The organism is Providencia xihuensis, from assembly GCF_041953405.1.
Taxonomy (GTDB): Bacteria; Pseudomonadota; Gammaproteobacteria; order Enterobacterales; family Enterobacteriaceae; genus Providencia; species Providencia vermicola.
This window is the reverse complement of sequence record NZ_CP169565.1, coordinates 2,519,581-2,546,277: the sequence shown is the minus strand read 5'-3', so window position 1 is coordinate 2,546,277 and position 26,697 is coordinate 2,519,581. Positions and strand designations below refer to the sequence as shown.

Annotated in this window: 22 protein-coding genes; 13 read left to right on the top strand and 9 right to left on the bottom strand. The window is 40.1% G+C overall.

The genetic code is table 11. The features are described 5' to 3' along the window. The first annotated feature begins 114 nt into the window (after positions 1–114). From lpxM to ACE2AL_RS11295, 7 genes are all read left to right on the top strand, one after another. Positions 115–1,089 carry a lauroyl-Kdo(2)-lipid IV(A) myristoyltransferase gene (lpxM, locus tag ACE2AL_RS11325; RefSeq protein WP_206084176.1) on the top strand — a complete coding sequence of 325 codons (975 nt, stop codon included), beginning with the start codon at positions 115–117 and terminating at the stop codon, positions 1,087–1,089. A 1,252-nt stretch (positions 1,090–2,341) separates the two neighbouring features. Continuing rightward, on the top strand, positions 2,342–3,199 hold the full coding sequence (locus ACE2AL_RS11320) for a LysR family transcriptional regulator (RefSeq protein ID WP_272680889.1): 858 nt from the start codon (positions 2,342–2,344) through the stop codon (positions 3,197–3,199). A gap of 188 nt (positions 3,200–3,387) precedes the next feature. Continuing rightward, the gene (locus tag ACE2AL_RS11315; protein WP_375083505.1) at positions 3,388–3,909 is read left to right on the top strand and encodes a fimbrial protein; all 522 of its coding nucleotides are present in this window, start codon (positions 3,388–3,390) and stop codon (positions 3,907–3,909) included. A 58-nt stretch (positions 3,910–3,967) separates the two neighbouring features. Further along, positions 3,968–4,630 carry a molecular chaperone gene (locus ACE2AL_RS11310; protein WP_206084179.1) on the top strand — a complete coding sequence of 221 codons (663 nt, stop codon included), beginning with the start codon at positions 3,968–3,970 and terminating at the stop codon, positions 4,628–4,630. 12 nt (positions 4,631–4,642) lie between these two features. After that, a complete protein-coding gene (locus ACE2AL_RS11305) occupies positions 4,643–7,129 on the top strand; it encodes a fimbria/pilus outer membrane usher protein (protein WP_206084180.1) in 2,487 nt (828 codons plus the stop codon). Between the two features lie 8 nt (positions 7,130–7,137). After that, the gene (locus ACE2AL_RS11300) at positions 7,138–8,157 is read left to right on the top strand and encodes a fimbrial protein (protein WP_375083504.1); all 1,020 of its coding nucleotides are present in this window, start codon (positions 7,138–7,140) and stop codon (positions 8,155–8,157) included. Positions 8,158–8,293: 136 nt separating this feature from the next. After that, the gene (locus tag ACE2AL_RS11295) at positions 8,294–8,722 is read left to right on the top strand and encodes a hypothetical protein (RefSeq protein ID WP_206084182.1); all 429 of its coding nucleotides are present in this window, start codon (positions 8,294–8,296) and stop codon (positions 8,720–8,722) included. Positions 8,723–8,808: 86 nt separating this feature from the next. Here the strand turns inward: ACE2AL_RS11295 and pyk are convergent, their stop codons facing one another. Together pyk and ACE2AL_RS11285 are read right to left on the bottom strand one after the other, a co-directional pair. Beyond that, the gene (gene pyk, locus ACE2AL_RS11290; protein ID WP_206084183.1) at positions 8,809–10,251 is read right to left on the bottom strand and encodes a pyruvate kinase; all 1,443 of its coding nucleotides are present in this window, start codon (positions 10,249–10,251) and stop codon (positions 8,809–8,811) included. 199 nt (positions 10,252–10,450) lie between these two features. Continuing rightward, positions 10,451–11,296 carry a MurR/RpiR family transcriptional regulator gene (locus ACE2AL_RS11285; RefSeq protein WP_206084184.1) on the bottom strand — a complete coding sequence of 282 codons (846 nt, stop codon included), beginning with the start codon at positions 11,294–11,296 and terminating at the stop codon, positions 10,451–10,453. A gap of 471 nt (positions 11,297–11,767) precedes the next feature. Here ACE2AL_RS11285 and zwf point away from each other — a divergent pair, with 471 nt between their 5' ends. Beyond that, on the top strand, positions 11,768–13,243 hold the full coding sequence (zwf, locus tag ACE2AL_RS11280) for a glucose-6-phosphate dehydrogenase (RefSeq protein WP_206084185.1): 1,476 nt from the start codon (positions 11,768–11,770) through the stop codon (positions 13,241–13,243). A gap of 103 nt (positions 13,244–13,346) precedes the next feature. On the opposite strand, the gene ACE2AL_RS11275 is transcribed toward zwf, so the two are convergent. The 5 genes from ACE2AL_RS11275 to fepB form a co-directional block, all read right to left on the bottom strand. Then, on the bottom strand, positions 13,347–14,129 hold the full coding sequence (locus ACE2AL_RS11275) for an ABC transporter ATP-binding protein (protein WP_272538476.1): 783 nt from the start codon (positions 14,127–14,129) through the stop codon (positions 13,347–13,349). Positions 14,130–14,202: 73 nt separating this feature from the next. Further along, complete coding sequence (locus ACE2AL_RS11270) at positions 14,203–16,278, bottom strand: TonB-dependent receptor (RefSeq protein WP_206084187.1); 2,076 nt, start codon at positions 16,276–16,278, stop codon at positions 14,203–14,205. 197 nt (positions 16,279–16,475) lie between these two features. Continuing rightward, a complete protein-coding gene (locus tag ACE2AL_RS11265) occupies positions 16,476–17,516 on the bottom strand; it encodes a FecCD family ABC transporter permease (protein WP_375083503.1) in 1,041 nt (346 codons plus the stop codon). After that, positions 17,513–18,559 carry a FecCD family ABC transporter permease gene (locus ACE2AL_RS11260; RefSeq protein ID WP_375083502.1) on the bottom strand — a complete coding sequence of 349 codons (1,047 nt, stop codon included), beginning with the start codon at positions 18,557–18,559 and terminating at the stop codon, positions 17,513–17,515. The genes ACE2AL_RS11265 and ACE2AL_RS11260 overlap by 4 nt, the downstream gene beginning before the upstream one ends. After that, positions 18,522–19,484, bottom strand: a complete 963-nt coding sequence (gene fepB / locus ACE2AL_RS11255; protein ID WP_272680894.1) for a Fe2+-enterobactin ABC transporter substrate-binding protein — start codon at positions 19,482–19,484, stop codon at positions 18,522–18,524. The genes ACE2AL_RS11260 and fepB overlap by 38 nt, the downstream gene beginning before the upstream one ends. Before the next feature lie 116 nt (positions 19,485–19,600). Between fepB and ACE2AL_RS11250 the strand changes: the two genes are divergently transcribed. Next, positions 19,601–20,908, top strand: coding sequence for an NtaA/DmoA family FMN-dependent monooxygenase (locus ACE2AL_RS11250; RefSeq protein ID WP_272538473.1), 1,308 nt, complete (start codon positions 19,601–19,603; stop codon positions 20,906–20,908). A gap of 36 nt (positions 20,909–20,944) precedes the next feature. Here the strand turns inward: ACE2AL_RS11250 and pdxK are convergent, their stop codons facing one another. Further along, a complete protein-coding gene (pdxK, locus tag ACE2AL_RS11245) occupies positions 20,945–21,793 on the bottom strand; it encodes a pyridoxine/pyridoxal/pyridoxamine kinase (RefSeq protein ID WP_272538472.1) in 849 nt (282 codons plus the stop codon). A gap of 633 nt (positions 21,794–22,426) precedes the next feature. Between pdxK and mdtJ the strand changes: the two genes are divergently transcribed. Both mdtJ and mdtI read left to right on the top strand, forming a co-directional pair. After that, positions 22,427–22,855: a multidrug/spermidine efflux SMR transporter subunit MdtJ gene (gene mdtJ / locus ACE2AL_RS11240; RefSeq protein ID WP_206084191.1), complete on the top strand. Its 429-nt coding sequence runs from the start codon at positions 22,427–22,429 to the stop codon at positions 22,853–22,855. A gap of 1 nt (position 22,856) precedes the next feature. Beyond that, positions 22,857–23,189: a multidrug/spermidine efflux SMR transporter subunit MdtI gene (mdtI, locus tag ACE2AL_RS11235; RefSeq protein WP_206084192.1), complete on the top strand. Its 333-nt coding sequence runs from the start codon at positions 22,857–22,859 to the stop codon at positions 23,187–23,189. Positions 23,190–23,406: 217 nt separating this feature from the next. On the opposite strand, the gene ACE2AL_RS11230 is transcribed toward mdtI, so the two are convergent. Continuing rightward, positions 23,407–23,754, bottom strand: a complete 348-nt coding sequence (locus ACE2AL_RS11230; RefSeq protein ID WP_206084193.1) for a RidA family protein — start codon at positions 23,752–23,754, stop codon at positions 23,407–23,409. A gap of 151 nt (positions 23,755–23,905) precedes the next feature. Between ACE2AL_RS11230 and ACE2AL_RS11225 the strand changes: the two genes are divergently transcribed. Both ACE2AL_RS11225 and tsaB read left to right on the top strand, forming a co-directional pair. Beyond that, positions 23,906–25,828 carry an ATP-dependent DNA helicase gene (locus ACE2AL_RS11225; protein WP_206084194.1) on the top strand — a complete coding sequence of 641 codons (1,923 nt, stop codon included), beginning with the start codon at positions 23,906–23,908 and terminating at the stop codon, positions 25,826–25,828. Positions 25,829–25,916: 88 nt separating this feature from the next. Then, positions 25,917–26,615 (top strand): tRNA (adenosine(37)-N6)-threonylcarbamoyltransferase complex dimerization subunit type 1 TsaB, encoded by a 699-nt coding sequence (tsaB, locus tag ACE2AL_RS11220; RefSeq protein ID WP_272516289.1) that lies wholly within the window; start codon positions 25,917–25,919, stop codon positions 26,613–26,615. Positions 26,616–26,697 lie beyond the last annotated feature (82 nt).

Sequence of the window (26,697 nt, the reverse complement as noted above, 5' to 3'; positions counted from 1 at the left end):
TTCTTCTCCTTTCATAACTGGCAGGTACTTGTATCTGCCAGTTTTTTTTGAAATGCTTCCATAAATCATTATTTTAAGCTATAAAAATATAGCCATTATTCACTTGAGTGCAGTATGAATAAAGATAAAGACACAGACAGTAAAAAAGGCTATGTGCCAACATTTCATCGTTCTTATTTATTGCCAAAATATTGGGGTGTTTGGTTGGGAGCCGCTGTATTTGCAGGGCTTGCTTATATACCTGTTAAAATTCGTGACCCGATGCTGGCTAAAATAGGCAAATGGGTGGGCAGAATAGCCAAAAGTGCTCGTCGTCGTGCGAAGATCAACTTACTTTATTGCTTTCCTGAGTACACGGAAGAGCAAAGAGAAGATTTAGTTGATCGCATGTTTGAAACTGCACCGCAGTCTTTTGTCATGTTGGCGGAATTGTGCCTACGAGGGGCAAATAAAACGTTAGCACGTACACATTGGCATAATGAAGAAATCATTCAGCGGTTAAAAGAACAACAAAGTAATGTGATTTTTATGGTGCCACATGGGTGGGCAGTCGATGCACCTGCGATGTTATTAGCGGCAAAAGGCCAGCAAATGGCCGCAATGTTTCACCATCAAAAGAATCCTGTTGCAGATTATCTTTGGAACAAAGCGCGCTATCATTTTGGTGGCCGCCTCCATTCGCGAGAGGCGGGGATTAAGCCATTTATCGCATCCGTGAGGCAAGGGTACTGGGGATTCTATCTTCCTGATCAAGACCATGGTGAGGAACACAGTGAATTTGTTGATTTCTTTGGTACATACAAAGCGACACTTCCTGCAATTGGTCGTTTAATGAAAGTATGCAAAGCGAAAATTGTGCCGCTATTTCCAGTATATGATCATAAAACTCATCAATTACACATTTATATTCGTGAGCCAATGGATGACATTGATGGGAAAGACGATGAGTATATAGCACGTAGGATGAATGAAGAGCTTGAATACCTCGTCTTGCCTAGCCTTGAACAATATACATGGATTTTAAAACTATTGAAAACGCGCAAAAAAGGGGAGATAGAACCCTATCAACGTAAGGATCTGTACCGGTAGTGCGACTTAAACGTTACAATTGAAACCATCACATTACTGTGGTGGTTTTTTTTCGCTAAGAATCATGATATTCAAGCCCAATGTGTTTTTATAATTTTATAAGTTTTAACATGAAAATTTAACATAAGGTAGGGTAATCCTAGGTTAAAATATTTATTTTTAGACTTACTTCTAAAATTAAAAAATTCACGAAGATAATCCATATATAATATTTCATTCTCAATTTATTGAAATTTAAAGAAATATTTTTATTTATTGTCATTTGCATTCCATAAATTAACCTCATTTTCTACGTCAAAAACCATATTTCCCTTTTTAAATGCTTTTAAAGAGTAAGTAAACTTTATCTATTTGATGATTTGATAAAGTTTATCTATGTTATAGTTTAATGTTTTACATATTTATATTTAATGTAATTCTTCATATACATTGATTTTTTGAACAAAACAGAAATCTAACCTTTATGTCTAATCTATAACACGCATTTAAAATCGACTTAATAAGCCAGATGATTGAGGGCAATAATACGGGTTATAGGTAAAATAAATTTCAGTTAGGGAGTGCGTTAAGCGGAAGACTAATATATTTATCTATCATCATGACTGGAAAAAAACATGCTGGTTTTGTTAAACCCTCAAAATTAGAGATAAATGTGATGAAAAATGGATGTTTAGGCTAACGTTATTAAATTAGCACGCACAGATCATGGTTTCTACCATTGACTATTGTGCTATATTTCATTTTTTATATGAGTTTTTTTAAATGTGAAGCATTTAATGTTAATTTATTATCATAAAAAGACTAACTATTAATGATAATGCAGGGGGTAATTTATTCTATTATGATTAGAATTATGTTATTTTTATGATTAAATATAGATGGTAATTTAATCGTATAAAGAGAAATTTAATGATAAAGTAAAAAAACAAATTATATTAAAATAAAAATTAAATAGTTTATTTCTATTTGTTATTTTAAATGAAAAATAAAAAGTCTATTGTTTTTATTTATTAAGTTTTAAATTAATTTAATATTATTGATTTTCATTTGATTTTTTAATTGTTAATAAATAAGAAACAATTGACCATTTAAAAACTAATGTTTTAATTTTTAAGAAAATTAACTTAAAAAAAATTAAACATATGTTTGTTAATTAACCTCTATGTATAAGTACCTATTAACGCATTTAAAATATATTGCTATATTTTAATGGAATTAAAAAAATAACTTCAGGCTAATACTTGGAGAGATTATGGAAAAAACCCGAACGACATTAGATCAATGGATTACTTTACAAGCTGTCGTTGACTATGGTGGCTTTGCTCAAGCAGCTGAAATTTTGCATAGAACACAATCATCAATTAGTTATACGATTAGCAAATTAGAGCAAACATTGGAACTTGAGATATTTTCTTTAGAGAGACGCCGTGCAGTACTCACTAAACAGGGCGAACAACTTTTAGCATTATCTAGGGAGGTTACAAATAAAGCAATTTCATTAGAAGAGTTGGCTAAATCATTGAATTATGATGGTAATGGAAAAATTAATATTGTAATGGACTCTTTGTATCAAAGTGATGAAATACTTGAAAAAATAGGACAATTCACACGTCTAAGAAAGGATTATGATATTGATTTTAAAAGAGTTTCATTAGATAGGGCTGATGTGCTATCACTGAAAAATTATGATTTGCTCATTACTCATCATAAAATTGAGTCTTTAAACCCAATTTATTTAGAGCAAGTTGATGCTATTTTAGTGACAAGCCCAGACCATAAATTACAATCATGTAATGAGTCTAATATACTGAATTTATTAGAAAAAACAACACATATCGTTCTGCTTCCTGCTTTTGGTGAAGTTGAGAAAAGCATTCAGACAATTAATGTAGCTAACGTTGAAATAGCGGTAAAATTAACTGAAAATTCAGTTGGATATTCATGGTTACCTAAAAATCTAATACAGGATGAGCTGAATAATAATTCACTAAAAGAGCTGAGAATTGCAAATAAAAGCAATGAATATCGCTTTTATATGTATTTGAATAAAAATTCAATGGTGAGTGATATTTTAAAATATTACCTTATCGATAATGATAAAAATAAATAAATACATCTTTTTTTGAATGATAAAAATAAACATGAAAATTTTAGATGTAATTTAAAAAAATTCAATGTATCAATTTGTTAACTTAACTAAAGGTAAATGGTATATTCCGTCCGCACTCCCAATATGAGTAATGTAATTATTCATTAAGTAATAATTAATAATTAAAGATCTATATTATAGGAACTATTATGAGTATTCTAAAAAAATCCCTAACAGTAATAGGGGTGGCTTTAGCTGTAACATCTGCGTCAACCGTTTTAGCTTCAGGTACAATTAATTTTACTGGAGAAATAACAGATATCGCTTGTACAGTAGATAGCAACTCTAAAAATTTAAATGTTGACCTTGGAAAAGTTTCATCAAAAAGCTTAGCTGCACAAGGTGAAGTTGCTGGACTAAAGGATTTTACAATTAAGCTTGTTGATTGCCCTGCTAACTCTAAAGTGACAGTACGTTTTGGCGGCACACGTGATACGTCTGACCGTGACATTCTTGCGATCAACCAAGCTGCGGGCGTTGCTAAAAATGTGGGTATCGCTTTATTTGAAAAAGATGCAACGACACAAATTAAACTGTTTGAAGATTCAAAAGAAGTTGAATTTGATGGTGCAACAGTCGATTTAGATTATGTTGCTCGTTATAAAGCAACGGGCGCTGCAACCGCAGGTCCTGCAAACAGCAGTGCAGTTTATAGTATTCAATACCATTAATACTATTAGAGGGTGGTATTCGCCACTCTCTATCTTTCTTTAAATCCAGGCTGTGTTTATGAAAAGAATATTACTTTCAGTATTTTTATTTACGTTCACTATGTCCAATTTTTCTTACGCAGCAGGTATTAGCGTTGGGGGAACACGATTTGTTTATGAAGAGAATAAACGTGAAATTGATATTCCAATTTATAATAGTGATAAAGAAAAACCATTTTTAATACAAAGTTGGGTATCACCCTATGAAGGTGAAGGAAAAACGCCATTTATAGCGACGCCACCTTTATTTAGGATTGAACCTGACACAAATGGTTCTGCACGTATTTCATATATAGGCGAGCCAATAGGGGCTAATCAGGAAAAACTGTATTTATTGAATATCAAATCAATACCACCAAAGGATAGTGGAATAGAAAACGAATTACAGATAATTATTAACTCACAGTTTAAATTATTTTTGCGTTCAAAAGATATTGAGCCATTCGACTTCGAAAAGGTTTTTTTAGTAAAAAAAACAGATGGAATTATGATTAATAATCAAACACCTTACCATTTGTCGATAAAAAATATATTAGTGAATGGCAATGTGGTAAATGGCAAAAACCTAATTTACCCATTTAACAACGATTATATTCTTAAGAAAAATATGAACAATGATAATTCTATAGTGGTGCAATTTATTAATGATTATGGCGCCATTATTGAGAAAAAAAACAAGTAAGAGTATATAAAAATGTCAGTTGCCTGCGCGAAAAATAAGCTAGCCTATTCTAAGATATTTATACCTATCAGCATGGTGATTTATACAAATAGTGCTATTTCTGAAGATATATTTGATATTAATGCAATTAATACAGGCATTGAAAGCCAAGTGGCGGACGTTAATAGTTTAGGCTACCTTTCGCAAGTCGGTGGACAACTGCCAGGTACTTACTATGTCGATATCTATATAAACAATAATTTAGTTGTGAACAAGAGCATAACCTTTGTTTATGACAATAAAATAAAAAAGCTCATCCCTGAAGTGACAAAAAAAATGTTATTAGAATGGGGGGTGAAAAATTCAGTAAGCCAAGAATTCTCAGATATGAATGAGAACGAATATGTGAAAAACATTGAGACACTTATTCCGGGGGCGAAGCTGGGCTATCATTTTGAAGTTAATCAATTGCAATTAAGTATTCCTCAAATTGGGTTAGAGAATACGAGCCGTGGTTACGTTGAACCAAGTGAATGGGACGACGGAATTAATGCCGCGTTTGTTAATTATACAGCAAGATATAACAAGTATTGGTATAAAGACAGAGATAACAATAATAACTCATTTCTAGGTTTGAGAAGTGGCATTAATTTAAATGCATGGCGGCTAAGAAATCATAGTACATACAGTAAAACGATGGATGAAAGCCATTGGAATAACCTACAAACTTATTTAGAACGGGATATTCGAACATTAAAAAGCCGTTTAACGATTGGCGAAACATCTTCTGATAATGGTGTAATGGAAAGCAACCCGTTTCGTGGGGTTAGATTAGCGTCAGATGAGAGCATGTTACCACAAAGCCAGAGGGGCTTTGCACCTGTTGTAACGGGAATTGCACAGACCAATGCCATTGTGACGGTAAGGCAAAATGGTAATGTCATTTACCAAACGACAGTACCGCCAGGTGAGTTTTCGATTAATGACCTTTACCCAACATCTTATAGTGGTGATTTAGACGTTACTATTGAAGAAACAAATGGTACAACACGTTCTTTTATTCAACCATTTTCAGCTGTGCCAATGATGCAAAGGTCTGGAGCGCTAAAATACAGTCTCGATATTGGTAAATATAATGTTGATAATGCGCGAAGAAATCCTAATTTTGCACAAGCTTCTGCAATTTATGGTTTACCTTATAACATGTCGATATATGGTGGTTTTTTAGTTTCCGCTGATTACCAAGCTTATACAATGGGAACTGGCATCAATTTGGGAAATATTGGCGCTATCTCAACGGATATTACGCAAGCCTCGACAACATTAATTGATAAAACAAAAGCGGATGGGCAATCATATCGCGTTCAATATTCAAAATACCTGCCTGGTACAGGTACATCATTTTCGTTAGCTTCATATCGTTATTCAACAAAAAACTATTATGATTTTTCTTCATCAAATAACTACTTCTACGATATAGGCAGGAAAAAGCAACAATTCCAAGCGTCTATTTCACAGTCATTGGATGGAGTTGGCTATTTTTCCGTCAATGGCTATCAACAGTATTATTGGGATAAGGGCGGTTCAGATAAAAATTTGACAATGAGTTTTAGTTCAAATTACAACGCGATGAACTACAGTGTTGCTTATTCATATATAAAGCAAGACTACTCTAATACAAATGATCAAATGCTTTCGGTGAATTTGAGTATCCCATTTGATATTGGTCAGAAAAATAATTGGGTTAATTATAGTTTTAATACTAGTCGTAAAGGAGATTCAACAAGTTCGCTTAGCTTTAATGGCACACGTTTAGAAGATAATAACCTTCAATACGACCTTACTCAACGTTATAACCATAGCAGAAATGAATACAGTAATTCGATAAGTGCTAACTATATTATTTCTGCAGGAGAATACAGTGCTGGATATAACTATGATCCTAAATATAACTCTGTAGATTTAGGTGCAACAGGTGCGCTGTTACTGCATTCTGGTGGAATGACGGCATCTCGAACAATTTATGACTCAGCGGTATTAGTTAAAGCGGAAGATATCGACAATCTTAAAGTGAATAACTCCCAAGCTTTATATACGGATACCTCGGGTTATGCGGTTATTCCAACAGTGACACGTTATGAACGTAATAAGGTAAGTGTGGATACTGCCACATTGACAGGAAATAATGATGTTGCAATCAATACGACGACAGTTGTTCCGACACAAGGTGCAATTGTATTAGCAAATTTCCAAGCGAAACGCGGGGCAAGAATTTTATTAAGGTTAATGAATAAAGATAATCCGATTGCTTTTGGTACTCAAGTCTTCGTGTTTGAAAAAGATAAACAAGTGACTAGTGGTATTGTAGCCAATGATGGTGAAGTGTATTTAAGTGGTGTACCAGAGCAAAGTGTTATTAAAGTGAAGTGGGGGAATAAACCAGCGCAGCAATGCACTGTGCCACTTTTATTATCACTAGAGAGTGACAAAATTCAGTTTATAGAACGCGTTTGTGAATAGGAGTTATCATGAAAAAATTAGGTTTAATATTCTGTATTCCTGCGCTTTTATATTCACAATCTGGTTTCGCAGAATATAGAGCTGAATTTGCGACAAGAACAAAAGATGTAGCAAAAACACTTTATGTGCCTCGAACTTTGCCTGTTGGCAGTTTTATTGATTCGGTCGATTTGGGAGGTTACACACCGTGGGTTTGGTGGAATGTAACAGGTCGAACAGAAGTGGGAATTTATCTTACAGGGCTTTCAGCTACATCAATAAAAATCCCTGGTGTTGGTTATGTGAGAGAGATCAACAGCTCAGGTGTAGGCTATGCGCTTCATGGCACAGTGACAAGCCCTTGTTCAGGAAATGCATATGTTGACGGCGTGAATACTAAAGATGGAAATATTAGCAATAGAATGATTTGTGGTGTTAATTCATCTTCAGCATCCTATTCCGTACAGTTAAGAGCAGATTTTTATAAAGTGGGTGAAAATGTTACAACACAAACATTACCCAGTATTGAGGCTGCAATGCTTATTTTGTACAACAATGGTTTTATTACGTCTGATTCATATGGAAAAACGGAGCCACGAGTCATGATGGGTCCAGTAAAGGTAGTTTCAAGCGGGTGCGAAGTGAAAAATAAAAATATTGATGTTCCTTTTGGAAATGTTAGCAAAACAACTTTTTCAGGCGTGGGGTCAACGAGTCCAGAGAGTCAGAAAAATCTTCAAATACAACTCGATTGTGACCCTATTTCGGCAATTAGGGTAACGTTTATCGGAACACAAGATGCGAGCCAAACACCAGGGGCTATTGCATTGAATGACTTAAGCGACATCAATACCGCGCAAGGTTATGCTATTCAAGTTAAATATAAAGGCGAGCCAATTAAATTGAATCAGCTGATGACTTTAGTCGAAAAAAATAGCAGTGCAGGGTTATATAATATTCCTTTAGAAGCCGCCTATATACAAACACAATCTGCAACGAAAACAGGCAAAGCGAATGGCACATTACAGTTTAATCTACAATATCATTAGCAATGGTAGCTTCTGTATTTAGCAAACAACTAAATGCAGAAGCACACTGTTTTATGCCAAATTTCCTATCAATTAAATGAATTTAACCCTGTATAGTAATGGTCGTTGATAAATAATAATGAAGGTGTAAAAGACAATGGCAATTGATCGTATGGATTGGCACTATGGAGGCGATTACCCTGAAGGGCTTCCTACTGAAAATGGTGGAACGCACATTGGTTTTTACCTGACTTGGATCATTCAAAATAATTTAGTTGGTGAGTTTCACCTTGAAGAATCGGAAGATGAAGTTGAGTTAGTTAAAGCACGAAAAATGGATGGTCGCGAATTCTTAATTTCTATGTGTGATGAAAAATTTATCAGTGAAGATTTAAACGATGAAGGTAATGCGTTCACTGAGTTTTATTACGGGGCAGAAGAAGGTGGGTACTTCGATGATTATGAACGTGTTTTACAAAGTGATTTACCGTCTACTTATCATGTTGAAAATAGTTGGGAAAATTACGATAAAATTGCCGTAATAATTAGCGATGCGTTTGCCAAGTGGAAGAAGGCAAAAGCTTGATGATACGGATATGATAAAGGCAGCGAATAACCGCTGCCTTTTATGTTCGATAACCTAATTCCGCTCAGTTGAACACAGAGGGAAGATTATTCGACTTCTAAGATACGGCAAGTATTAGTGCTTCCTACTGTACCCATCAGGTCACCTTGGGTCACGAGGACGATATCTCCACTCATTAAATAGCCGTTATCACGTAAGCGAGTGACGGCCTCAGCTGCAGCTTCAATACCATCAGTGTGTGTGCTACAGAAAACAGGGGTAACGCCGCGATACAATGAGCACTGGTTCAGTGTTTTTTCGTGACGTGACATAGCGAAAATAGGTAAGCCAGAACTGATGCGGGACATCATACGGGCGGTACGACCTGATTCAGTCATCGCAATAATTGCTTTTACCCCTTTCAGATGGTTAGCTGCGTACATCGTTGACATCGCGATGGCTTCTTCAGGGCTGCTAAATTCAGCATCTAAACGGTGTTTAGACACATTTAAACCAGGCATTTTTTCTGCGCCAAAACAAACTTGTGCCATGGCGGCAACGGTTTCTGCTGGGTACTGACCCGCGGCGGTTTCTGCGGATAACATCACCGCATCCGTGCCATCTAACACTGCATTCGCCACATCCATGACTTCTGCGCGTGTTGGCATTGGGTTTGTTATCATTGACTCCATCATTTGGGTTGCAGTGATAACGACACGGTTTAATTGACGTGAACGGCGGATTAGCTTTTTCTGGACAGCAACGAGTTCAGGATCACCAATTTCCACGCCTAAGTCACCACGAGCGACCATAACAACGTCAGAGGCAAGGATAACTTCATCCATAACTTGGTCATTTGCAACGGCTTCTGCACGCTCAACTTTCGCTACGATTTGGCATTCACAACCTGCGTCACGCGCTAAACGACGCGCATAATCTAAATCTTCCCCTGAACGTGGGAAAGAAACTGCTAAGTAGTCGACATTAATTTTAGCGGCAGTTTTGATATCTTCTTTATCTTTGTCTGTTAACGCTTCAGCAGAAAGGCCACCACCTAATTTATTGATACCTTTATTATTTGATAATTGGCCGCCAACGGTTACTTCCGTAAAGACTTGCAAACCTTGTACTTCACGGACTTTTAATTGAACACGCCCATCATCAAGTAGCAGGATATCACCAGGAACGACATCAGCAGGTAACCCTTTATAGTCGATGCCGACTTTTTGCTGGTCACCTTCACCTTTGCCTAAGTTTGCATCAAGAATGAATTTATCACCGATATTTAAGAATACTTTACCGTCTTTAAACGTAGAAACACGAATTTTAGGACCTTGCAAATCACCGAGGATCGCAACATGGCGACCTAAACGAGCGGCAATTTCACGCACTTTGTTAGCACGTAGCTGATGGTCTTCTGGAGTTCCGTGGGAGAAGTTAAGGCGAACAACATTGGCACCTGCATTGATAATTTTTTCGAGGTTATTATCACGATCAGTAGCTGGACCAAGAGTTGTAACAATTTTAGTTCTTCTAAGCCGTCTAGACATGTATGACTCCGTTGACCTGTAATGGTGTTGATAAAAGAGTGAAACCATTTCACTCCATTTCGAAACCTGTTTACTGCAAATAGGGATGCTGACACGAGCACAGCTATTATATACTGCAAATTTCTTAATGCTATCAGGTCTGTAAAACTATTAAAGTCCGATGAGCACAGAAAGACATTTTATCCTGTCAGTTTTAGCTTTAGACGTTATCAAACCGCGAATCGCGTAAGGCTTCTTTGACACGCTTCAAGTTATCTCTAAATTTTTCACCTCTTCTTAACGTAAATCCAGTTGTTAATACATCAACAACAGCAAGTTGCGCCATTCGAGAAACCATCGGCATGTATATATCAGTATCTTCAGGGACATCAATAATGATAGATAATGAAGCGGCTTGTGCCAGAGGGGCATTTTCTGAAGTGATAGCGATGACCGTTGCATCATTTTGTCGGGCTAATTGAGCCATCTCAACAAGGGCTTTTGTTCTCCCAGTATGGGAAATGAGCACAATGACGTCCCCTTCAGTACTATTCATACAGCTCATACGTTGCATGACAATATCATCAAAATACATGACAGGAATATTAAAGCGAAAAAACTTATTCATTGCATCGTGAGCGACGGCAGCGGATGCGCCGAAGCCAAAAAAACTAATTTTTCGTGCTTGGGTGAGTAAGTCAACAGCTCGATTAATTGCGCCGATGTCAAGCGTATGTTTCACATGATCAAGACCTGCCATCGCGGATTCAAAAATTTTGTGTGTATAGGTGTTTACTGTATCCGTTTCTTCTACATGTCGATTAACGTAGGGGGTGCCATTAGCCAAGTTTTGGGCGAGGCGAAGTTTGAAATCGGGAAACCCTTTGGTATCCATCTTCCGGCAAAATCGGTTAACTGTAGGTTCACTGACATCAGCTAATTGAGCAAGGGTTGCGATACTCAGATGAATAGCGCGCTGTGGCATCCCTAAAATCACTTCAGCCACTTTTTTCTCCGATTTGCTTAAAAAATCGAGGCTGGTTTTCATTTGTTCTAAAATATTCATAATAGCAAAAGCGCCTATTTCATCAAAAGGAGAAATTTTTCTGCCATCACGCTATGTTATGTTTCATTATAAGCTGGCTGTCGTGAGGCAATCACTTAGAGTGAAAATATACTATGTGCGGTAAGTAGGCTATCTGAATGCAGGTGATAAATGGCAGCTTTTTTGTAAACTTTGAAGCGTATCTAATTTTCACCTCAGTAAGTTGACCTCATTTTTTGTCATTTTATTACGGAAGCTGGCTCCTTTCAGTTTTCGTGTTAGTTTTACGGGTAGGATGACATAAAGTGTATAATGGCAGTTAAGAACAATGATATGCTGCTTTTTTCAGCATAAAAACTGTGATCAGTATCATGAAGATTTACTGAGCACTAGCAACAGGGTACATTAGCGGAATTAGGGCTAATTTTAACAAAATTACAATAAGGCCTATCCTAGTTAGGTCTTAGATTCCGCAAATTGAGGAGAACCAATATGGCGGTACATAATGCTGCTCAAGCTTGTGACTTAATTATTTTCGGTACCAAGGGAGATCTCGCGCGTCGTAAGCTGCTTCCTTCTTTATATCAGTTGGAAAAGGCGGGTTACATCCACCCTGACACACGAATTATCGGCGTAGGCCGTGCAGATTGGACACAAGCTGATTATGTCGAATTCGTTAAAGAAGCGTTAGACAAATTCTTAAAAGAAGAACTCGATTCAGCATTGTGGGAAAAACTCAGTGCCCGCTTAGATTTCTGTAATTTAGACGTTAACGAAACAGACAGTTTTGTGCGTTTAGCGGATATGCTAAAGCAAGATTCACACCCAGCTATTCATTACTTTGCCATGCCACCAAGCACATTCGGTGCAATGTGCCAAGGTCTTGGTCACGCAAAATTAAACAAAAAACCAAACCGTGTCGTGATGGAAAAACCATTAGGTACTGATTTGGAATCTTCTCAAGAAATCAATAATGAAGTAGCGAAATACTTTGACGAAAGCCAAGTTTATCGTATTGACCACTATTTAGGCAAAGAAACAGTTTTAAACCTGTTAGCGCTGCGTTTTGCAAACTCGTTGTTTATCAACAACTGGGATAATCGTACGATTGACCATGTGCAAATTACTGTTGCAGAAGAAGTTGGGATTGAAGGCCGTTGGGGCTATTTTGACCAAGCAGGTCAAATGCGCGATATGATTCAAAACCACTTACTGCAAATTCTGACGATGATTGCCATGTCGCCACCTGCCGATTTAACCACTGACCGTATTCGTGATGAAAAAGTCAAAGTGTTGCGTTCATTACGCCGTATTGACCATACCAATGTGCGTGAAAAAGCAGTGCGTGGGCAATACACCTCTGGTTTTGTTCAAGGTAAAAAAGTCCCTGGCTACCTCGAGGAAGAGGGGGCTAACAAGCAGAGTATGACGGAGTCATTCGTTGCGCTACGTGTGGATATCGACGATTGGCGTTGGGCGGGTGTGCCTTTCTATTTACGTACAGGTAAGCGCCTACCAGCAAAATGTTCAGAAGTGGTTGTGTACTTTAAAAAGCCTGCACTGAATATTTTCTCTGAAAGCTATCAAGATTTACCACAAAACAAACTGACTATCCGTTTGCAGCCAGATGAAGGGATTGATATCGAAATTATGAATAAGGCTCCAGGCCTTGATCATAAACACCGTTTGCAAACCACTAAATTGGACTTAAGTTTCTCTGAAACCTTTAATCAAACTCATCTAGCCGATGCCTATGAGCGTCTACTGCTTGAAGCAATGCGTGGTATCCAAGCGTTATTCGTACGTCGTGATGAAGTTGAAGAAGCATGGAAATTTGTTGATTCTATCATGGATGCATGGGCAATGGATAACGAAGCACCAAAACCATATCAAGCGGGAACCTGGGGGCCAATTGCTTCTGTTGCAATGATTGCTCGCGATGGCCGTTCTTGGAATGAATTTGAATAATTATAGGTAAAACAGTTATTCATTGCAGTTAAGCCTCATCTTGAAGTGACCCAATAAATTGGTCATCTTACAGGTGGGGCTTTTTTTTTGCATAAAAATCGACTTAATAAGGCACTATCATTGGGGTGTGGGTGATAGGGTCAGGCGTAATTAAACAATTGACATCAAATACTTGCTTAATTAATTGAGCGTTGACGATATCTTGAGGCTTGCCTTGGGCAACAATCGAGCCTTTTACCATGACCACGAGGTTGTCTGCATAACGGCAAGCCTGATTGAGGTCATGCAGTACGGTGACAATAGTACGGCCTTGTTGCTGGTTTAAACGCTGAAAAATATTGAGTAACTCTATTTGATAAGCAATATCAAGGTAGGTAGTTGGCTCATCTAACAGGATAATTTCTGTTTGCTGGGCGAGGATCATCGCAACCCAAACGCGCTGGCGTTGCCCTCCGGACAACGATTCGACAGGGGTATCAGCAAATTCAGTAATACCAGTCAGTTGCATCGCTTCAGTAACCGCGAGTTTATCTTCATTACGCCACTGGTGCATTAAGCTTTGATGAGGAAAGCGGCCTCTAGCCACTAAGTCCATGGCAGTGATACCTGATGGCGCTTGCATTGTTTGTGGTAACAAGGCTATTTGTTGAGCTAATGTTTTAGTCGAATAGGTTGACAATGGTTGCTGGTCAAGGGAAACATAGCCGGAGCGTGGCGTTAACAAACGGCATAAACTGCGCAGTAAAGTGGATTTACCACACCCATTAGGCCCAATGATGACAGTCACTTGGTTATCAGGGATTATTAATGATATATCATGGCAAATAGGGACGTCATGATAACCGAGCGTTAATGCATGGGTTTGTAACCGACTATTATTATTCATATAATTTCATTGTGCTATTAAAATAAGAGGTGCGTTTTACCTACACCTCTATTTGTTGACGTTAAAAGTAATTTTAGAAACGCAGTTCCATTGTTGCACCTAACATTCTAGGGCGTTGATAAATCGCGGTTTCAATGTTGTTATCTGGGATCAAAATACGTTTATCCGAGTCAAACAGGTTTTGGGCAAATACCGTCGCACGTCCCCACTTAAAGTCATAGCCTAATTGTAGGTTTGCAACCCAAAATGAGTCTATTTTGGATGTTTCATTGTTATTAGCTTGCGAGAAGTAATCACCAGAGAACTGCACATTACCACTGATATCAATGGATGGAGTTAATTGGTATTTTGCACCTACATTTGCAGTGTAATTAGGGGCGCGGGCGAGTTCTTTACCTTCGATTCCACTATTACCAAAGTCTTTAATATTGGTTCGCAATAAACCGAGTCCGGTATTGAGTTCTAATGATTCAACGGGCTGATAGGCAACGCTAAATTCGGCACCATAGGTTTCGACTTTCTTTGCATTACGAATCGTGGTCGAATTGGGCCCTAAATAAAAGGGTAATTGCATATCCTTGTAATCGTTGTAGAACAGGTTGGTCATGATTGATAGCTTGTTATCCAATAAGCTATTACGACCATACAAACTATAGTTCCACACGTATTCAGGGGAATATGTATAGGTGACGATTGGTTTTCCAAGGGTTACCCCTGCACCACCCCCGTTATAACCTCGTCCAATTGCGAACCCAACCGTCTGGTTTTGAGCGGGTTTCCATGCAAAATCGGCTTTGGGTAAGAAGGTGTTATAGGTTTCATCGAAGTCGATATATACCGCGGGGCTTCCACCTTTACGAGTATGCTGCTCTCGTTCAAATCGCCCTGATAAAGTAATATCAACTTCGGGAACTACTGCATAGGTGACAGACCCATAAGCGGAAGCAGTTTCTGTTTTATCATCAAAGTAACTGCCACCAAATAAATCGACAAACTCATCTTGTTTACCATGGAAATAGCGCACACCGACGATCCCATTGAGAATGTCGTTATCGGTTTTAAATCGCAGCATTGGTTCTAATTCAAATTCTTTGGCATCAATGTCTGCGCGCGGTGTTGGTGCTTTTGTTCGACGGTGGGTAGTGAACCCCGTATAGATTAGCGTATTTTCCCACGTTAAATTTTCATTGGCTTCCCATGAGGTATTCCAAATACCGCTGGTGGTTTTGCGCTCGATAACAGGTCGGAAACGAGAAGGGGCTTCTGGTGCTAAATTTTTCGCCATATTAGCTTCATTTTGTGGCGAACGGCTATCCATATGTGAGAATGTTAATTTACTTTTAAATTCAGGCATATCGAGGGGTTCGTATAATAATTTGCTACGAACGGTGGTTGACTCAATATCACGTGGATTACCGACGGGAGAGTAGCTATCCATTTTGGTAAAGCTTTCACGCTCTTGCTTTTCTACCGTAAAACGAAAAGCGAGTTTATCATCAATTAACGGCCCAGAAACCATGGCGGCAGTTTGTTGAAAACCTTGTTGGCCGAGGCCCCCTTTTACTGCACCTTCCCAATAAAATGTCGGGTCTAAAGTTTTGACTAAAATAGCCCCTGCAATGGCATTTCGCCCTTGTACGTAGCTTTGTGGGTCACGGAAAATTTCAACGCTGTCAACATCCCATAAAGACTGTGCACCATATCCAAATTCATTGTAAGTAAAGGAACGGCCATCGACAGAAAAATTAACTCGTGGCCGCGTGCCGGCAAGGAAGGCAATTGCACCCTGTGCAGGGCCTGAGCCGTCCACGCCTCGAATAGCGGGTAAGGCATTGCTGTTTCCGGTATCAACGATATTGGGTGTCATCTGCAACAGCGTATTGACATCGGCATTGGGGATAGCTTCAATTTGTTTAAAATCATACACAGTGACACTGGAACCAGTGTCATATATTGATTTATTCAGTTTTTCCCCTGTCACAATTAGTACGTCACTGTGGTTTTCACGCTTTTTATTGCTTTGCGAAGTCGATTCGGTATCAGCTGCATACGCTTGTGGAATAGCGACCCAAAGGGTACTAAATAAAGCAGCTTGTACCATCGTTGTTATTGATTTTCTTTTTATATTAATAGCTGGAACATCAGACATTAATCTTTTCCTTCATGCTATGAGCATGTAATAAGACGATTGATGAGATGCATTCACTACTTGCCAGTGACGAAAAATGAACTATTACCATTCCTAATAGCCCATTGAAATAGAAATAAAATTACGTAGTTTATTATTGTTAGTTTTATTATATATAATGATTATCATTACATAAACATAATAATAATCATTAATACTTAAAGATGTGAGCTGCGTGTTAATAACCAAAGCAAATATAACCCTCCAATGATCCCAGTCATTAATCCAACGGGTAGGGTTAAACCAAAAGGGAGTTGCTGAGAAAGGGTATCTGCACAAATTAGCAGCACAGCGCCCATCATGGCAGAACCGATAATAGGCAGTTGGCCTGAGTGGCTTAAACGGGTAATAAGTTGAGGGGCGGCTAAGGCAACAAAGGCAATTGGACCTGCACAGGCCGTAGCGACGGAGGCGAGCAGGACAGCACTGAAAATCATCATCCATCTTACCCGTGCGACATTGACACCAAGTTGCTGTGCCATATCATCACCCATTTCCATTAATGTGAGTGATTTTGCGTGTACCATAATGAAAGGTAACAAAATCAATAGGCCGATAAAAACAGGGTAAACATGTAGCCATGTGCGTGCATTTAACGAGCCAGCAAGCCACAGATTCGCAATCGTGGCATTATCAATATTGCCTTTCACTAATAATAACGCATTAAAAGCATGCAATATTGCCCCGACACCAATACCGGTTAGGATCAGTGTATAGCCTGACATCTTTCCCTGTTTTAGGGATAAAACATAGACGACTAAAGCAGTGGTTAATCCGCCAAAGATAGTTGAAAAGGCAATGGCAGGGACGCTGCCATTGAAAATGATAATTTGTAACAATGCGCCCGTTGCAGCCCCTGTTGTGAAGCCAATAACGTCGGGTGAACCTAAAACATTACGTGATATAGATTGAAATATCGCCCCGGAAACCCCAAGTGCAGCACCGACGCCGATAGCGGTTAATAACCTAGGTAAGCGAATATCCATGACGATTTTTTGTTGGATGGTGCCCTGTTCTTCACCCATTAAAATATTGATAAGGTTCGGTAACGCAATAGAGAATTTGCCTGTTGTGACAGCCCAAAATGAAAGCATAGTTATGATCAACAGTAATAAACCACATATCACCGTGTCTCTGGTGGAAATTACCCAAGAATAGCGGCGAAAATGCAGGGTTTTGAAGTTATTTTTGTTTTTCATAGCGTAATAATCCGCCAGCGTCTAACCAGATAAATAAAGAAAGGCCCGCCAATTAAAGAGATCATGATACCAGCACTGATTTCCCCAGGTGTGCCAATGATTCGGCCAGTACAATCGGCAATGAGCAGAATGGTCGCACCGAGTAACATTGACATTGGCAATATACGTCGGTAGTCACTACCAACCAGAGAGCGAGCAAAGTGAGGCGCAGTCAGTCCCAAAAAACTAATTGGCCCAACGGCAGCCGTTGCGCTCCCAGCGAGTAATACGATGGCTACGGCAGAAAGAAGCCAGACTCGGTTTTGGTTTGCGCCAAGAGAATGGCTTAGGTCATTACCTAAAATGACCACATCCAATGCTCTCGTCAGGGATAAGGCAATCGCACAACCTATCAAAACCAGACCGCTGATCGGAAAAAGGACATCAAAACCCCGACCTTGCAATGAACCGACAACCCAGTGGCGAAATTGGTCAAATACCTGTTCATCACTATTTACGGTCACCATGTGCGTGATAGCGAGCAAAACAATCGAGAGAGCAACACCGGACAACACCATCCGAATGGGGTTCAAGCCTTGGCGGACTCCGGCTAAAAGATACACAATTACGCCTGCGATACCCGCACCCAGTAGACCGAACCACATATAAATTGTCACATCGGTGATACCTGTGAATGCGATAACCAGAACGATAGCAACCATTGCCCCTGCGTTAATGCCAAACAGGCCCGGATCAGCTAAAGGGTTACGTGTTATTGCTTGCATTAGTGTCCCCGCGGCACCAAGAGCAATACCAATGACAATCGCAAGTAAGGTTCTAGGAAAACGCAGGTAGCGAACTAGCAAGTGTTCACTACTTGTGTTATCAAACTGAGTGAAAGCTTGCCAAGTCGTTGAAATAGCAACAGAACGGCTACCAACACCAAGGCTAATAATGGAAAAAGTGACTAATAATAAGCAGCAAATAACCACTGGCCATTTTAGGGAAGTTCGCGTTAATGGCATATCAGGACTCATGCTTTTTAAAACGTGCAACAATGTCATTAATTATTTCTTGCGCACTGTAATAATCAACACGGAATGAATTTGCACCTAGGCCATAAACTTGCTTATTTTTGACTGCATTGAGATTGGCGAGGATCGGGTCTGCCATAAAGTTTTGCGCTTCTTTATCGGTTCCACGTAATAAAAAAGTGGTTGGCGCATTCAGTTGGGTCAGGTGCTCATATTGTGCCCAAACAAAGTCAGAGACAGGTTTATCTTTCGGCTGCCATTCAGAAGGCGCACTTTCAATGCTAAACCCAAGTTGCTGCAGTAAGATGGCGTGAGGACTAGTTTTTAGCGAAACGGGGTTAACTGTTCCTGGGCCAAAATAGGCAATAATATTTGCTTCGCCATCAGGAAGCTGTAATTGGCTTTTACTTTCTTCGATAAATTTATCGAAACCCTCTAAGAGGTCGGTGGCGGCTTTTTCTTGCCCTGTAGCTTGCCCTAATTGCAGGGCAAGACTCTCCCAACCTTGTTTGCCATAATCTAATACAATCGTTGGTGCAATTTGTTGAAATTGTGAAACTTGTGGGTAAACAGTATCACCGCCATTTATGGACACGACAATTAAATCAGGTGCGACAGCATAGGCCATTTCCAAGTCCACACTGCCAGCAGACCATAACTTTTCAACGCCTTTTTGTTTTGCAATAGCGTCCCATTGTGCAAAAAATTGCCCGTTTGCCGTGGTGGAACTCGCTATCACTGGCGCATCAATGGCGAGCAATGTACCAGTGATTGAAACAGAGGCGGATAAAATACGCGTTGGTTTACTTTTTATTTCGACCATAGAACCATCCACACTGGTAAAGGTTCTAGGCCATGACTGGCTATCAGCGCCGACAAGGGCGGTTGCCGAAACGATGCTTGAAACACTCAGGGTAGAGAATAGTGTGATAGCGCAGACAAATGTTTTTAACATGGCAGTTTTCCAAACAAAACAGGCTGTTATTAATAGATTAAATATTGTTGTTAATGATAATCATAACCAATATCATTAACAACAAGTATTGAAGTGATCATTAAGGGAAAATGCGAGTGAGAACACAAAAAACGATTTGTATTGGCCTATCACTGTCACCAACTTGGGTAAGTACCCAAAGTGCCAAACAAGATCCTAACCAACGAGAAGCTATTCTGAACCCCAGTTATTATATTGCGCTATCCAAACGCGCAGAGGCGGCAAAACTGGATTTTTTATTTCGACCAGATGCCCAGTTTTTGAATATCGATAAAGGAAACCAAGCCCCAGCTTTTGGCGGAATAGACCCATCTTTATTGATAGCATCAATTGCGCATGCAACAAATCACATTGGTTTTGTTTCCACGATTTCGGCCTTATTTTACCCACCTTATATTGCTGCGAGACAGTTACAGTCTCTAAACTGGATAACTAATGGTCGAGTAGGTTGGAATATTGTCACTGCGCTCAAAGGTCAGCAAAATTTTGGCTTGAAAACGTTACCGGATTCAGAGGAGCGCTATGAAATTGCCAAAGAATTTACGGCTGTTGTTGAAGCTCTATGGGCAAGCCATCCCAATAGCCAACCAGATCAATATCAATCCAGTGAAAGTCGCTACAGCGGTTCATCTATCCAACAAATTAACCACCAAGGGCGCTATTTTAATGTGGAAGGCCCACTGAATATTCCTGCTTATTCGCAGCCTATTCCCTATTTTCAAGCGGGAGCATCACCTGCAGGGCGTGATTTTGCCGCTGCTGTTGCGGATGGTATTTTTGCCGCCACACCGGATATTGACTGTGCAATAGAATTTTATCAGGACATTCAGCGTCGTGTTGTAAGTGCAGGGCGGGAACCTAATGCGGTTAAGGTATTACCAGGTTTGAGTTTTTATTTAGCCGACAGTCGGGAAGAAGCTTATCGTTTGTTTGAACAAACTCACGCCAATGCGGACTCACGAACTAAATTCCGTTATATAGAATCATTAATTAATTTAGACCTAAGCCAGCTACCAATTGACACCGTGATCACGCCCGAAATGCTACCTGAAGGTACCGAAGCGCCATATAGCCAAACGCATGCTCAGTTATTAAGGCGTTATATTTGCCAGCACCAACCTACGATCCAAATGCTGTTATCCGCTCCAGAGGTCAATGGCTCTTCACATTGGCGGGTGATTGGTACGGTGAGTGATTTAGTTGATGAAATTGAGAGGTGGACAGACAAACAAGCTTGCGATGGTTTTATCGCTTTGCCATGTGGTTCAGAACAATCATTAACGTTATTTCTCGAACAAGTGGTCCCTAAATTAGTCGAAAAAGGGATATTCAGGGCAAATTACCAACAACAAACGTTATGGGAGCGCTTACAAAGTGTCGGGTGATGAAACCAATAGGCCTCAGATGAGGCCTATTGAGCATTACAATACGAGTTCACTGCGGCCAGTAGCAGCCATGTGGATAATCGCTTGTTCTATGCGTAAGCAGGCCATTTTTGCGGCGTCAGGAACGGATAACCCAGCTAATAGCTGCGCTGTAAGTTCTGCACCAAACAAATCACCCGTCCCTTTTGGTGTGACAGGGTAACGTTTGTGGCGGATCACTGCGACATCCCCTTTGGTGACACAAACGACCTCAATATTATCTTCATCGGGTTGGAAAGCACTGGTGATGATTACCCATTGTGTGTTCCCTTGCAATAAACTACGTGCAGCGGCTATTGCATCATCCAAGGTATCAACGTGTTTGCCACTTAAGGTCATGAGTTCGAATTTATTTGGAATAATCCCTGTCGCTAAAGGGATAACGTGATCACGATAAACTTCGGCAATTTCAGGGGGAATATAAAACCCGCTATCCTCATCGCCCATCACAGGGTCAACAATAACTGGCAGGTTTGGGAACGTTTCACGAACGCGAGCTAGCCAGTTAGCTAAGTCTTGTGCTTTCTCAGGTGAGCCCAAGTAGCCTGTTAAAATGGCCCTAACGGAATCTAAACTGCCGCGTTCAACAAAGCCGTTTAAATAGCCACGAAACCATTCACCGGGTAATTCGCCGCCATAACAAGTGGCATAATGAGGGGTATTGCTAAGAACAACAGTTGGAACCGCCGCGACGCGCAACCCTTGTTTTGTCAGTGCAGGGACGGCGATGCTGTTACCGACACTGCCATAAATCACTTGTGATTGAATGGATACAACATCATAAGGTAATGGTGTTGAATCCACGGCATTTTGAAAACTGTTAGAGGTAAGACTAAAGGTGCTCATGACGCTCTCTTAGATGTATGTCAATCATATAGCTACTATAAGAAGCTTGTTCAACTAGGTTGTCAATGTTAAAGATCAAATAGCACGGTGATGTAGTAATGAGAGAAGAAAAAGTGGTGAAATTATAATTTTTCATCAAAAAATTTCGATGGGAAATTTACCACAAACGCTTGGTTATTCGCCTGCTAGTCATTAATTCAAGGGTTAATTAGCATATTAATGAATAATTATGCATATTTTTATTCAATACAAAATGTGTTTATATTCATTGACTTAATAAAAATGGCATGCTAAAAATAGTGTGTAATCAACTATCAACATGAGGGTTCGGAGTAAATTGGGTGGATGTCCGCCTGATGAAAAGAATAAGATATCATGCTTAGCTCAACTAGCGGCAAGATCAGCAAGTCCCAAAAAAGAACGACACACAGGCTTTTCCTTTCAGCTATCCTTTCCAGTGAACACTACTGGTGTGGTGCATTATAGCGTCTCTCTCGATTATTCATTTCGCTGAATAAATTCAGCATCGTATTGTTTTTATTTGAATTTTCAACAACTGCGTTAACGCTTTTTGTTTGCATGATCTGTACAAAAAACAGGCTATGACGCGGCTGTACATAGAGAGATATTATAATGATTTATTGGATATTTTTAATATTAGCTATCGTAACTGAAGTTATTGGTACCTTATCAATGAAGCACGCCAGTGTGAGCGGCGATTTCACTGGCATGGTGGTCATGTACGTGATGATAGCCACTTCTTACATTCTTCTCGCCATCGCAGTGAAAAAAGTTGCATTAGGTGTTGCCTACGCTCTTTGGGAAGGTATCGGTATTTTGTTCATTACCACTTTTAGTGTTATGTGGTTTGGTGAAACATTATCACCTATGAAAATAGGTGGGTTGGTATTATTGATCACTGGTATTGGCCTGATTAAATCAGGAACCAAAAAAGCGACAGTTCGTGGATCGGCTCAAAAAGTAAAACAGGCCACTCAACATGCGGTCAACGCAGCTAAATCAAGTGCCTTAGTTGGACGCGAAGCTAAGTCGGAGGCGTAATATGGCCAGTCATTTTGAATGGTGGCATGCAGCGTTTTTGATCTTAGCGGTGATATTGGAAATTATAGCGAATATCTTGTTAAAAATGTCGAATGGCTTTAAACGATATTGGCTAGGGATACTCTCGCTGTTGGCCGTACTTGGGGCATTTAGCTCTCTTGCACAAGCAGTAAAAGGTATCGAGCTATCCATCGCTTATGCGCTCTGGGGAGCTTTCGGGATCATCGCGACAGTAGCAGCAGGGTGGATACTGTTTAATCAACGCCTGAATTATAAAGGCTGGGGTGGAATAGTGTTACTGTTGTTAGGAATGGTGTTGATTAAGATGTCTTAATGCGCGTCATATTTTGTGTTGTAGCATTGTTGGCTGCACTTGCTAACCCAAGTCACATACTATTGTATGCTCCTTGGGATTAGCGCGATTGCCGCTTAGCGACACCACAAACTATTTAGCGCATGAATGTGTGTAAATGTATCGCTGTTCGCACGGCGGATCTAACAAAAAAGGGCTAACCAAAAATGGTAGCCCTTTTTTCTATGAAGAAATTGACTTAGTCAATTGCCGCAACAACTTTGATTTCAACCTTGTACTCGGGTTTCATCAACAGAGCTTGAACAGTGCAACGAACGGGGGCGCTACCTGCAACAACCCATGCGTCCCATGCTTGGTTCATACCCGCAAAATCGGCTTTATCCGCTAGGAAAATAGTGGCATCTAGAATTTTACTTTTATCAGAGCCGACACGCTCTAACATCACATCAATCGCGGCAAGTGTGTTAGCGGTTTGAGCGATAATATCGGCATCCAAATTTTCGGGAACACTGGTGTAATAAATCACATTATTGTGAATAACAGCTTCCGACCAACGATTATCGGGGTCAATACGTTTAATAGTCATAATTATTCCTTATTATTTATTCTGTTCAAGAATAACAGCTTGCGAGCGGGATGAAAATCGCTTGATCACTGAAACTACAATTAGAACAGCACAGAGCCATAACTCATGGTAAAGTGAGCGTCTTATTTTTGCTAATGAATAGGTTTCTGTAGTGCGCGACGACTTTTCCTCTGACGGCTTTTTGGCTAAAACAATTTCAGGCTTTCAACCTCGCGCTGCACAAGTGACAATGTCTAATGCAGTCACTGAAGCTATTGAACAACAACAGGTTTTAGTTGCAGAAGCAGGGACTGGAACAGGGAAAACGTACGCGTATTTAGTGCCTGCGCTAAGAAGTGGCAAAAAAGTGATTGTTTCTACGGGCTCAAAAGCACTGCAAGACCAACTTTATCATCGTGACCTGCCAACCATTATTAATGCCATGAATTACACTGGGCGTACGGCTTTACTTAAAGGGCGCTCGAACTACTTGTGTTTAGAACGATTAGACCAGCAATCATTAGGTGGCGGGAGTTTAGAACCTGAAATTCTATCAGCCGTTGTGCGATTACGCAGTTGGTCTATCGAATCTGAGCTAGGTGATACCAGTACTTGCCATGACATTGCAGAAGACAGCCCTGTATGGCCTTTAGTGACTAGCACCAATGATAACTGCCTTGGCAGTGACTGCCCGCGTTATCAAGAATGCTTTGTGTTAAAAGCGCGTCGTAAAGCCTTAGAGGCGGATGTTGTGGTCGTTAACCATCACCTGTTTATGGCTGATCGCGTTGTTAAAGACACAGGTTTTGGCGAGTTGATCCCAGAAGCTGAAGTAATGATTTTCGACGAAGCCCACCAAATTCCTGATATTGCTAGTCAATATTTTGGCCAGCAGCTGAGTAGCCGCCAATTACTCGACCTTGCTCGCGATATGATAATGGCCTATCGCACGGAACTAAAAGACCAGGTTCAACTGCAAAAAAGTGCCGATAGGCTTACACAGAGTACTTTAGATTTCCGTTTAAATCTGGGGGAAAACAGTTTCCGTGGAAATCTGCGTGATTTGTTAAAGTTAAATGAAGTCCAACGAGCTCTAACACTACTCGATGATTCCTTGGAACTTTGCTATGAAGTAATCAAAACCTCGCTAGGACGTTCCCAAAGTTTAGACTCTATCTTTGAACGTGTTACCGTTTATCGTAATCGTTTGAATCGATTAAAAGATGTCACAATTCCAGGTTACAGTTATTGGTTTGAAAGTTATGGGCGTCACTTTTTATTGGCGTTAACGCCACTTACCGTTGCAGATAAATTCAGCGAAATGATAGCGGGTACGCCAGCGAGCTGGGTATTTACCTCTGCCACGCTGTCTGTGAATGAAAAATTGAGCCACTTTACTGACCGTTTAGGGCTCACTAAAGCGAAAACGTTGTTGTTAGCCAGCCCCTTTGATTACGAAAGCCAAACGATGTTGTGTGTCCCGCGTTTTTTACCTGAACCAAATCAACGGGGAATTGCACAGAAACTAGCAACAATGTTGCGGCCACTTATCGAGAAAAATCAGGGGCGCTGTTTTTTCCTCTGTACGTCTCACTTAATGATGCGAGAGCTGGCTGAGGAATTTAAAGCCTCGTTGACTTTACCCGTTATGGTGCAAGGCGAGAGCAGTAAAAACAAACTACTTGCACAGTTTATTGCGGCAGGCAATGCAGTCTTAGTCGCAACGAGTAGCTTCTGGGAAGGTGTCGATGTGCGCGGCGATGAGTTAACCTGTGTGATTATCGATAAACTGCCTTTTACTGCGCCTGATGACCCACTTTTAAGGGCTCGTATTGAGGATTGTGAGCTAAGAGGTGGTGATCCGTTTGCGGATGTGCAGTTACCAGATGCGGTGATCACGTTAAAACAAGGGGTGGGGCGTTTAATTCGTGATACCAGTGACTACGGTGTGATAGTGATTTGTGATAATCGCTTAGTAACGCGCCCTTATGGTGAAGTGTTTTTGCGTAGCTTACCGCCTTCGCCACGAACACGCAGTCTAACCAAAGCGATAAATTTTCTAGCAGAAAAAAGCGCGCTAGCAGCCGAGAAATAACTGTGTTTTTCTGCGATCCTATCGGCGGTTTATGCTACTATAAGCCGCATCTTTCAATTGAAATCTGTTAATTTGCCGGAGTTTAGGCATGTCGAGTCGTATTCTTGCTGTCGATACAGCAACTGAAGCCTGTTCCGTCGCACTATTATGTGGTGACGATATTATCTCACGTTTTGCTATTTCGCCTCGTGAACACACGCAAAAAGTTTTACCAATGGTAGAAGAAGTGTTAACTGAAGCGGGAGTCACTCTTAATCAACTGGATGCGTTAGCTTTTGGTCGCGGGCCAGGTAGTTTTACTGGAGTACGTATTGGGGTAGGTATCGCTCAAGGCTTAGCATTAGGGGCTGATTTACCAATGATTGGCGTGTCATCATTGATGGCGTTGGCGCAAGGTGTATTCCGCACAACCCGTCAATCAAACGTGCTGGTGGCGATAGATGCCCGTATGTCTGAAATCTATTGCGCGCAATATTCACGTACTGCTGAAGGTGTTTGGCAAGGCGAAGAAACGGAAGCTGTCTTATTACCTGATGATTTTAAACGTAAGTTTGCGGGTATTTCAGGGCAATGGAGTTATGCAGGCACAGGCTGGGAAGCATATCCATCCTTACTCAGTGGTGATGAACCCATTAAGAACAGCCAAATAACATTGCCTGATGCTCAAGACATGTTACCGATTGCAGCACAATTATGGCTTCAAGGTAAAACTATTGCTGTTGAAAATGTGGAACCGACCTATTTGCGTAATGAAGTGACGTGGAAAAAACTGCCAGGTCGTGAATGAGTCTAACAACGACATGATCAAAATAATAGGCTATTTTTTTAACAGATAGCCTTTTTTAATGCATAAAAAACACATCGAATCA

Bases quoted from the DNA above. Each gene is read 5' to 3' on its own strand.
- lpxM (WP_206084176.1), top strand. From the start codon at position 115: ATGAATAAAGATAAAGACACAGACAGTAAAAAAGGCTATGTGCCAACA.
- ACE2AL_RS11320 (WP_272680889.1), top strand. From the start codon at position 2,342: ATGGAAAAAACCCGAACGACATTAGATCAATGGATTACTTTACAAGCT.
- ACE2AL_RS11315 (WP_375083505.1), top strand. From the start codon at position 3,388: ATGAGTATTCTAAAAAAATCCCTAACAGTAATAGGGGTGGCTTTAGCT.
- ACE2AL_RS11310 (WP_206084179.1), top strand. From the start codon at position 3,968: ATGAAAAGAATATTACTTTCAGTATTTTTATTTACGTTCACTATGTCC.
- ACE2AL_RS11305 (WP_206084180.1), top strand. From the start codon at position 4,643: ATGTCAGTTGCCTGCGCGAAAAATAAGCTAGCCTATTCTAAGATATTT.
- ACE2AL_RS11300 (WP_375083504.1), top strand. From the start codon at position 7,138: ATGAAAAAATTAGGTTTAATATTCTGTATTCCTGCGCTTTTATATTCA.
- ACE2AL_RS11295 (WP_206084182.1), top strand. From the start codon at position 8,294: ATGGCAATTGATCGTATGGATTGGCACTATGGAGGCGATTACCCTGAA.
- pyk (WP_206084183.1), bottom strand. From the start codon at position 10,251: ATGTCTAGACGGCTTAGAAGAACTAAAATTGTTACAACTCTTGGTCCA.
- ACE2AL_RS11285 (WP_206084184.1), bottom strand. From the start codon at position 11,296: ATGAATATTTTAGAACAAATGAAAACCAGCCTCGATTTTTTAAGCAAA.
- zwf (WP_206084185.1), top strand. From the start codon at position 11,768: ATGGCGGTACATAATGCTGCTCAAGCTTGTGACTTAATTATTTTCGGT.
- ACE2AL_RS11275 (WP_272538476.1), bottom strand. From the start codon at position 14,129: ATGAATAATAATAGTCGGTTACAAACCCATGCATTAACGCTCGGTTAT.
- ACE2AL_RS11270 (WP_206084187.1), bottom strand. From the start codon at position 16,278: ATGTCTGATGTTCCAGCTATTAATATAAAAAGAAAATCAATAACAACG.
- ACE2AL_RS11265 (WP_375083503.1), bottom strand. From the start codon at position 17,516: ATGAAAAACAAAAATAACTTCAAAACCCTGCATTTTCGCCGCTATTCT.
- ACE2AL_RS11260 (WP_375083502.1), bottom strand. From the start codon at position 18,559: ATGACATTGTTGCACGTTTTAAAAAGCATGAGTCCTGATATGCCATTA.
- fepB (WP_272680894.1), bottom strand. From the start codon at position 19,484: ATGTTAAAAACATTTGTCTGCGCTATCACACTATTCTCTACCCTGAGT.
- pdxK (WP_272538472.1), bottom strand. From the start codon at position 21,793: ATGAGCACCTTTAGTCTTACCTCTAACAGTTTTCAAAATGCCGTGGAT.
- mdtJ (WP_206084191.1), top strand. From the start codon at position 22,427: ATGATTTATTGGATATTTTTAATATTAGCTATCGTAACTGAAGTTATT.
- mdtI (WP_206084192.1), top strand. From the start codon at position 22,857: ATGGCCAGTCATTTTGAATGGTGGCATGCAGCGTTTTTGATCTTAGCG.
- ACE2AL_RS11230 (WP_206084193.1), bottom strand. From the start codon at position 23,754: ATGACTATTAAACGTATTGACCCCGATAATCGTTGGTCGGAAGCTGTT.
- tsaB (WP_272516289.1), top strand. From the start codon at position 25,917: ATGTCGAGTCGTATTCTTGCTGTCGATACAGCAACTGAAGCCTGTTCC.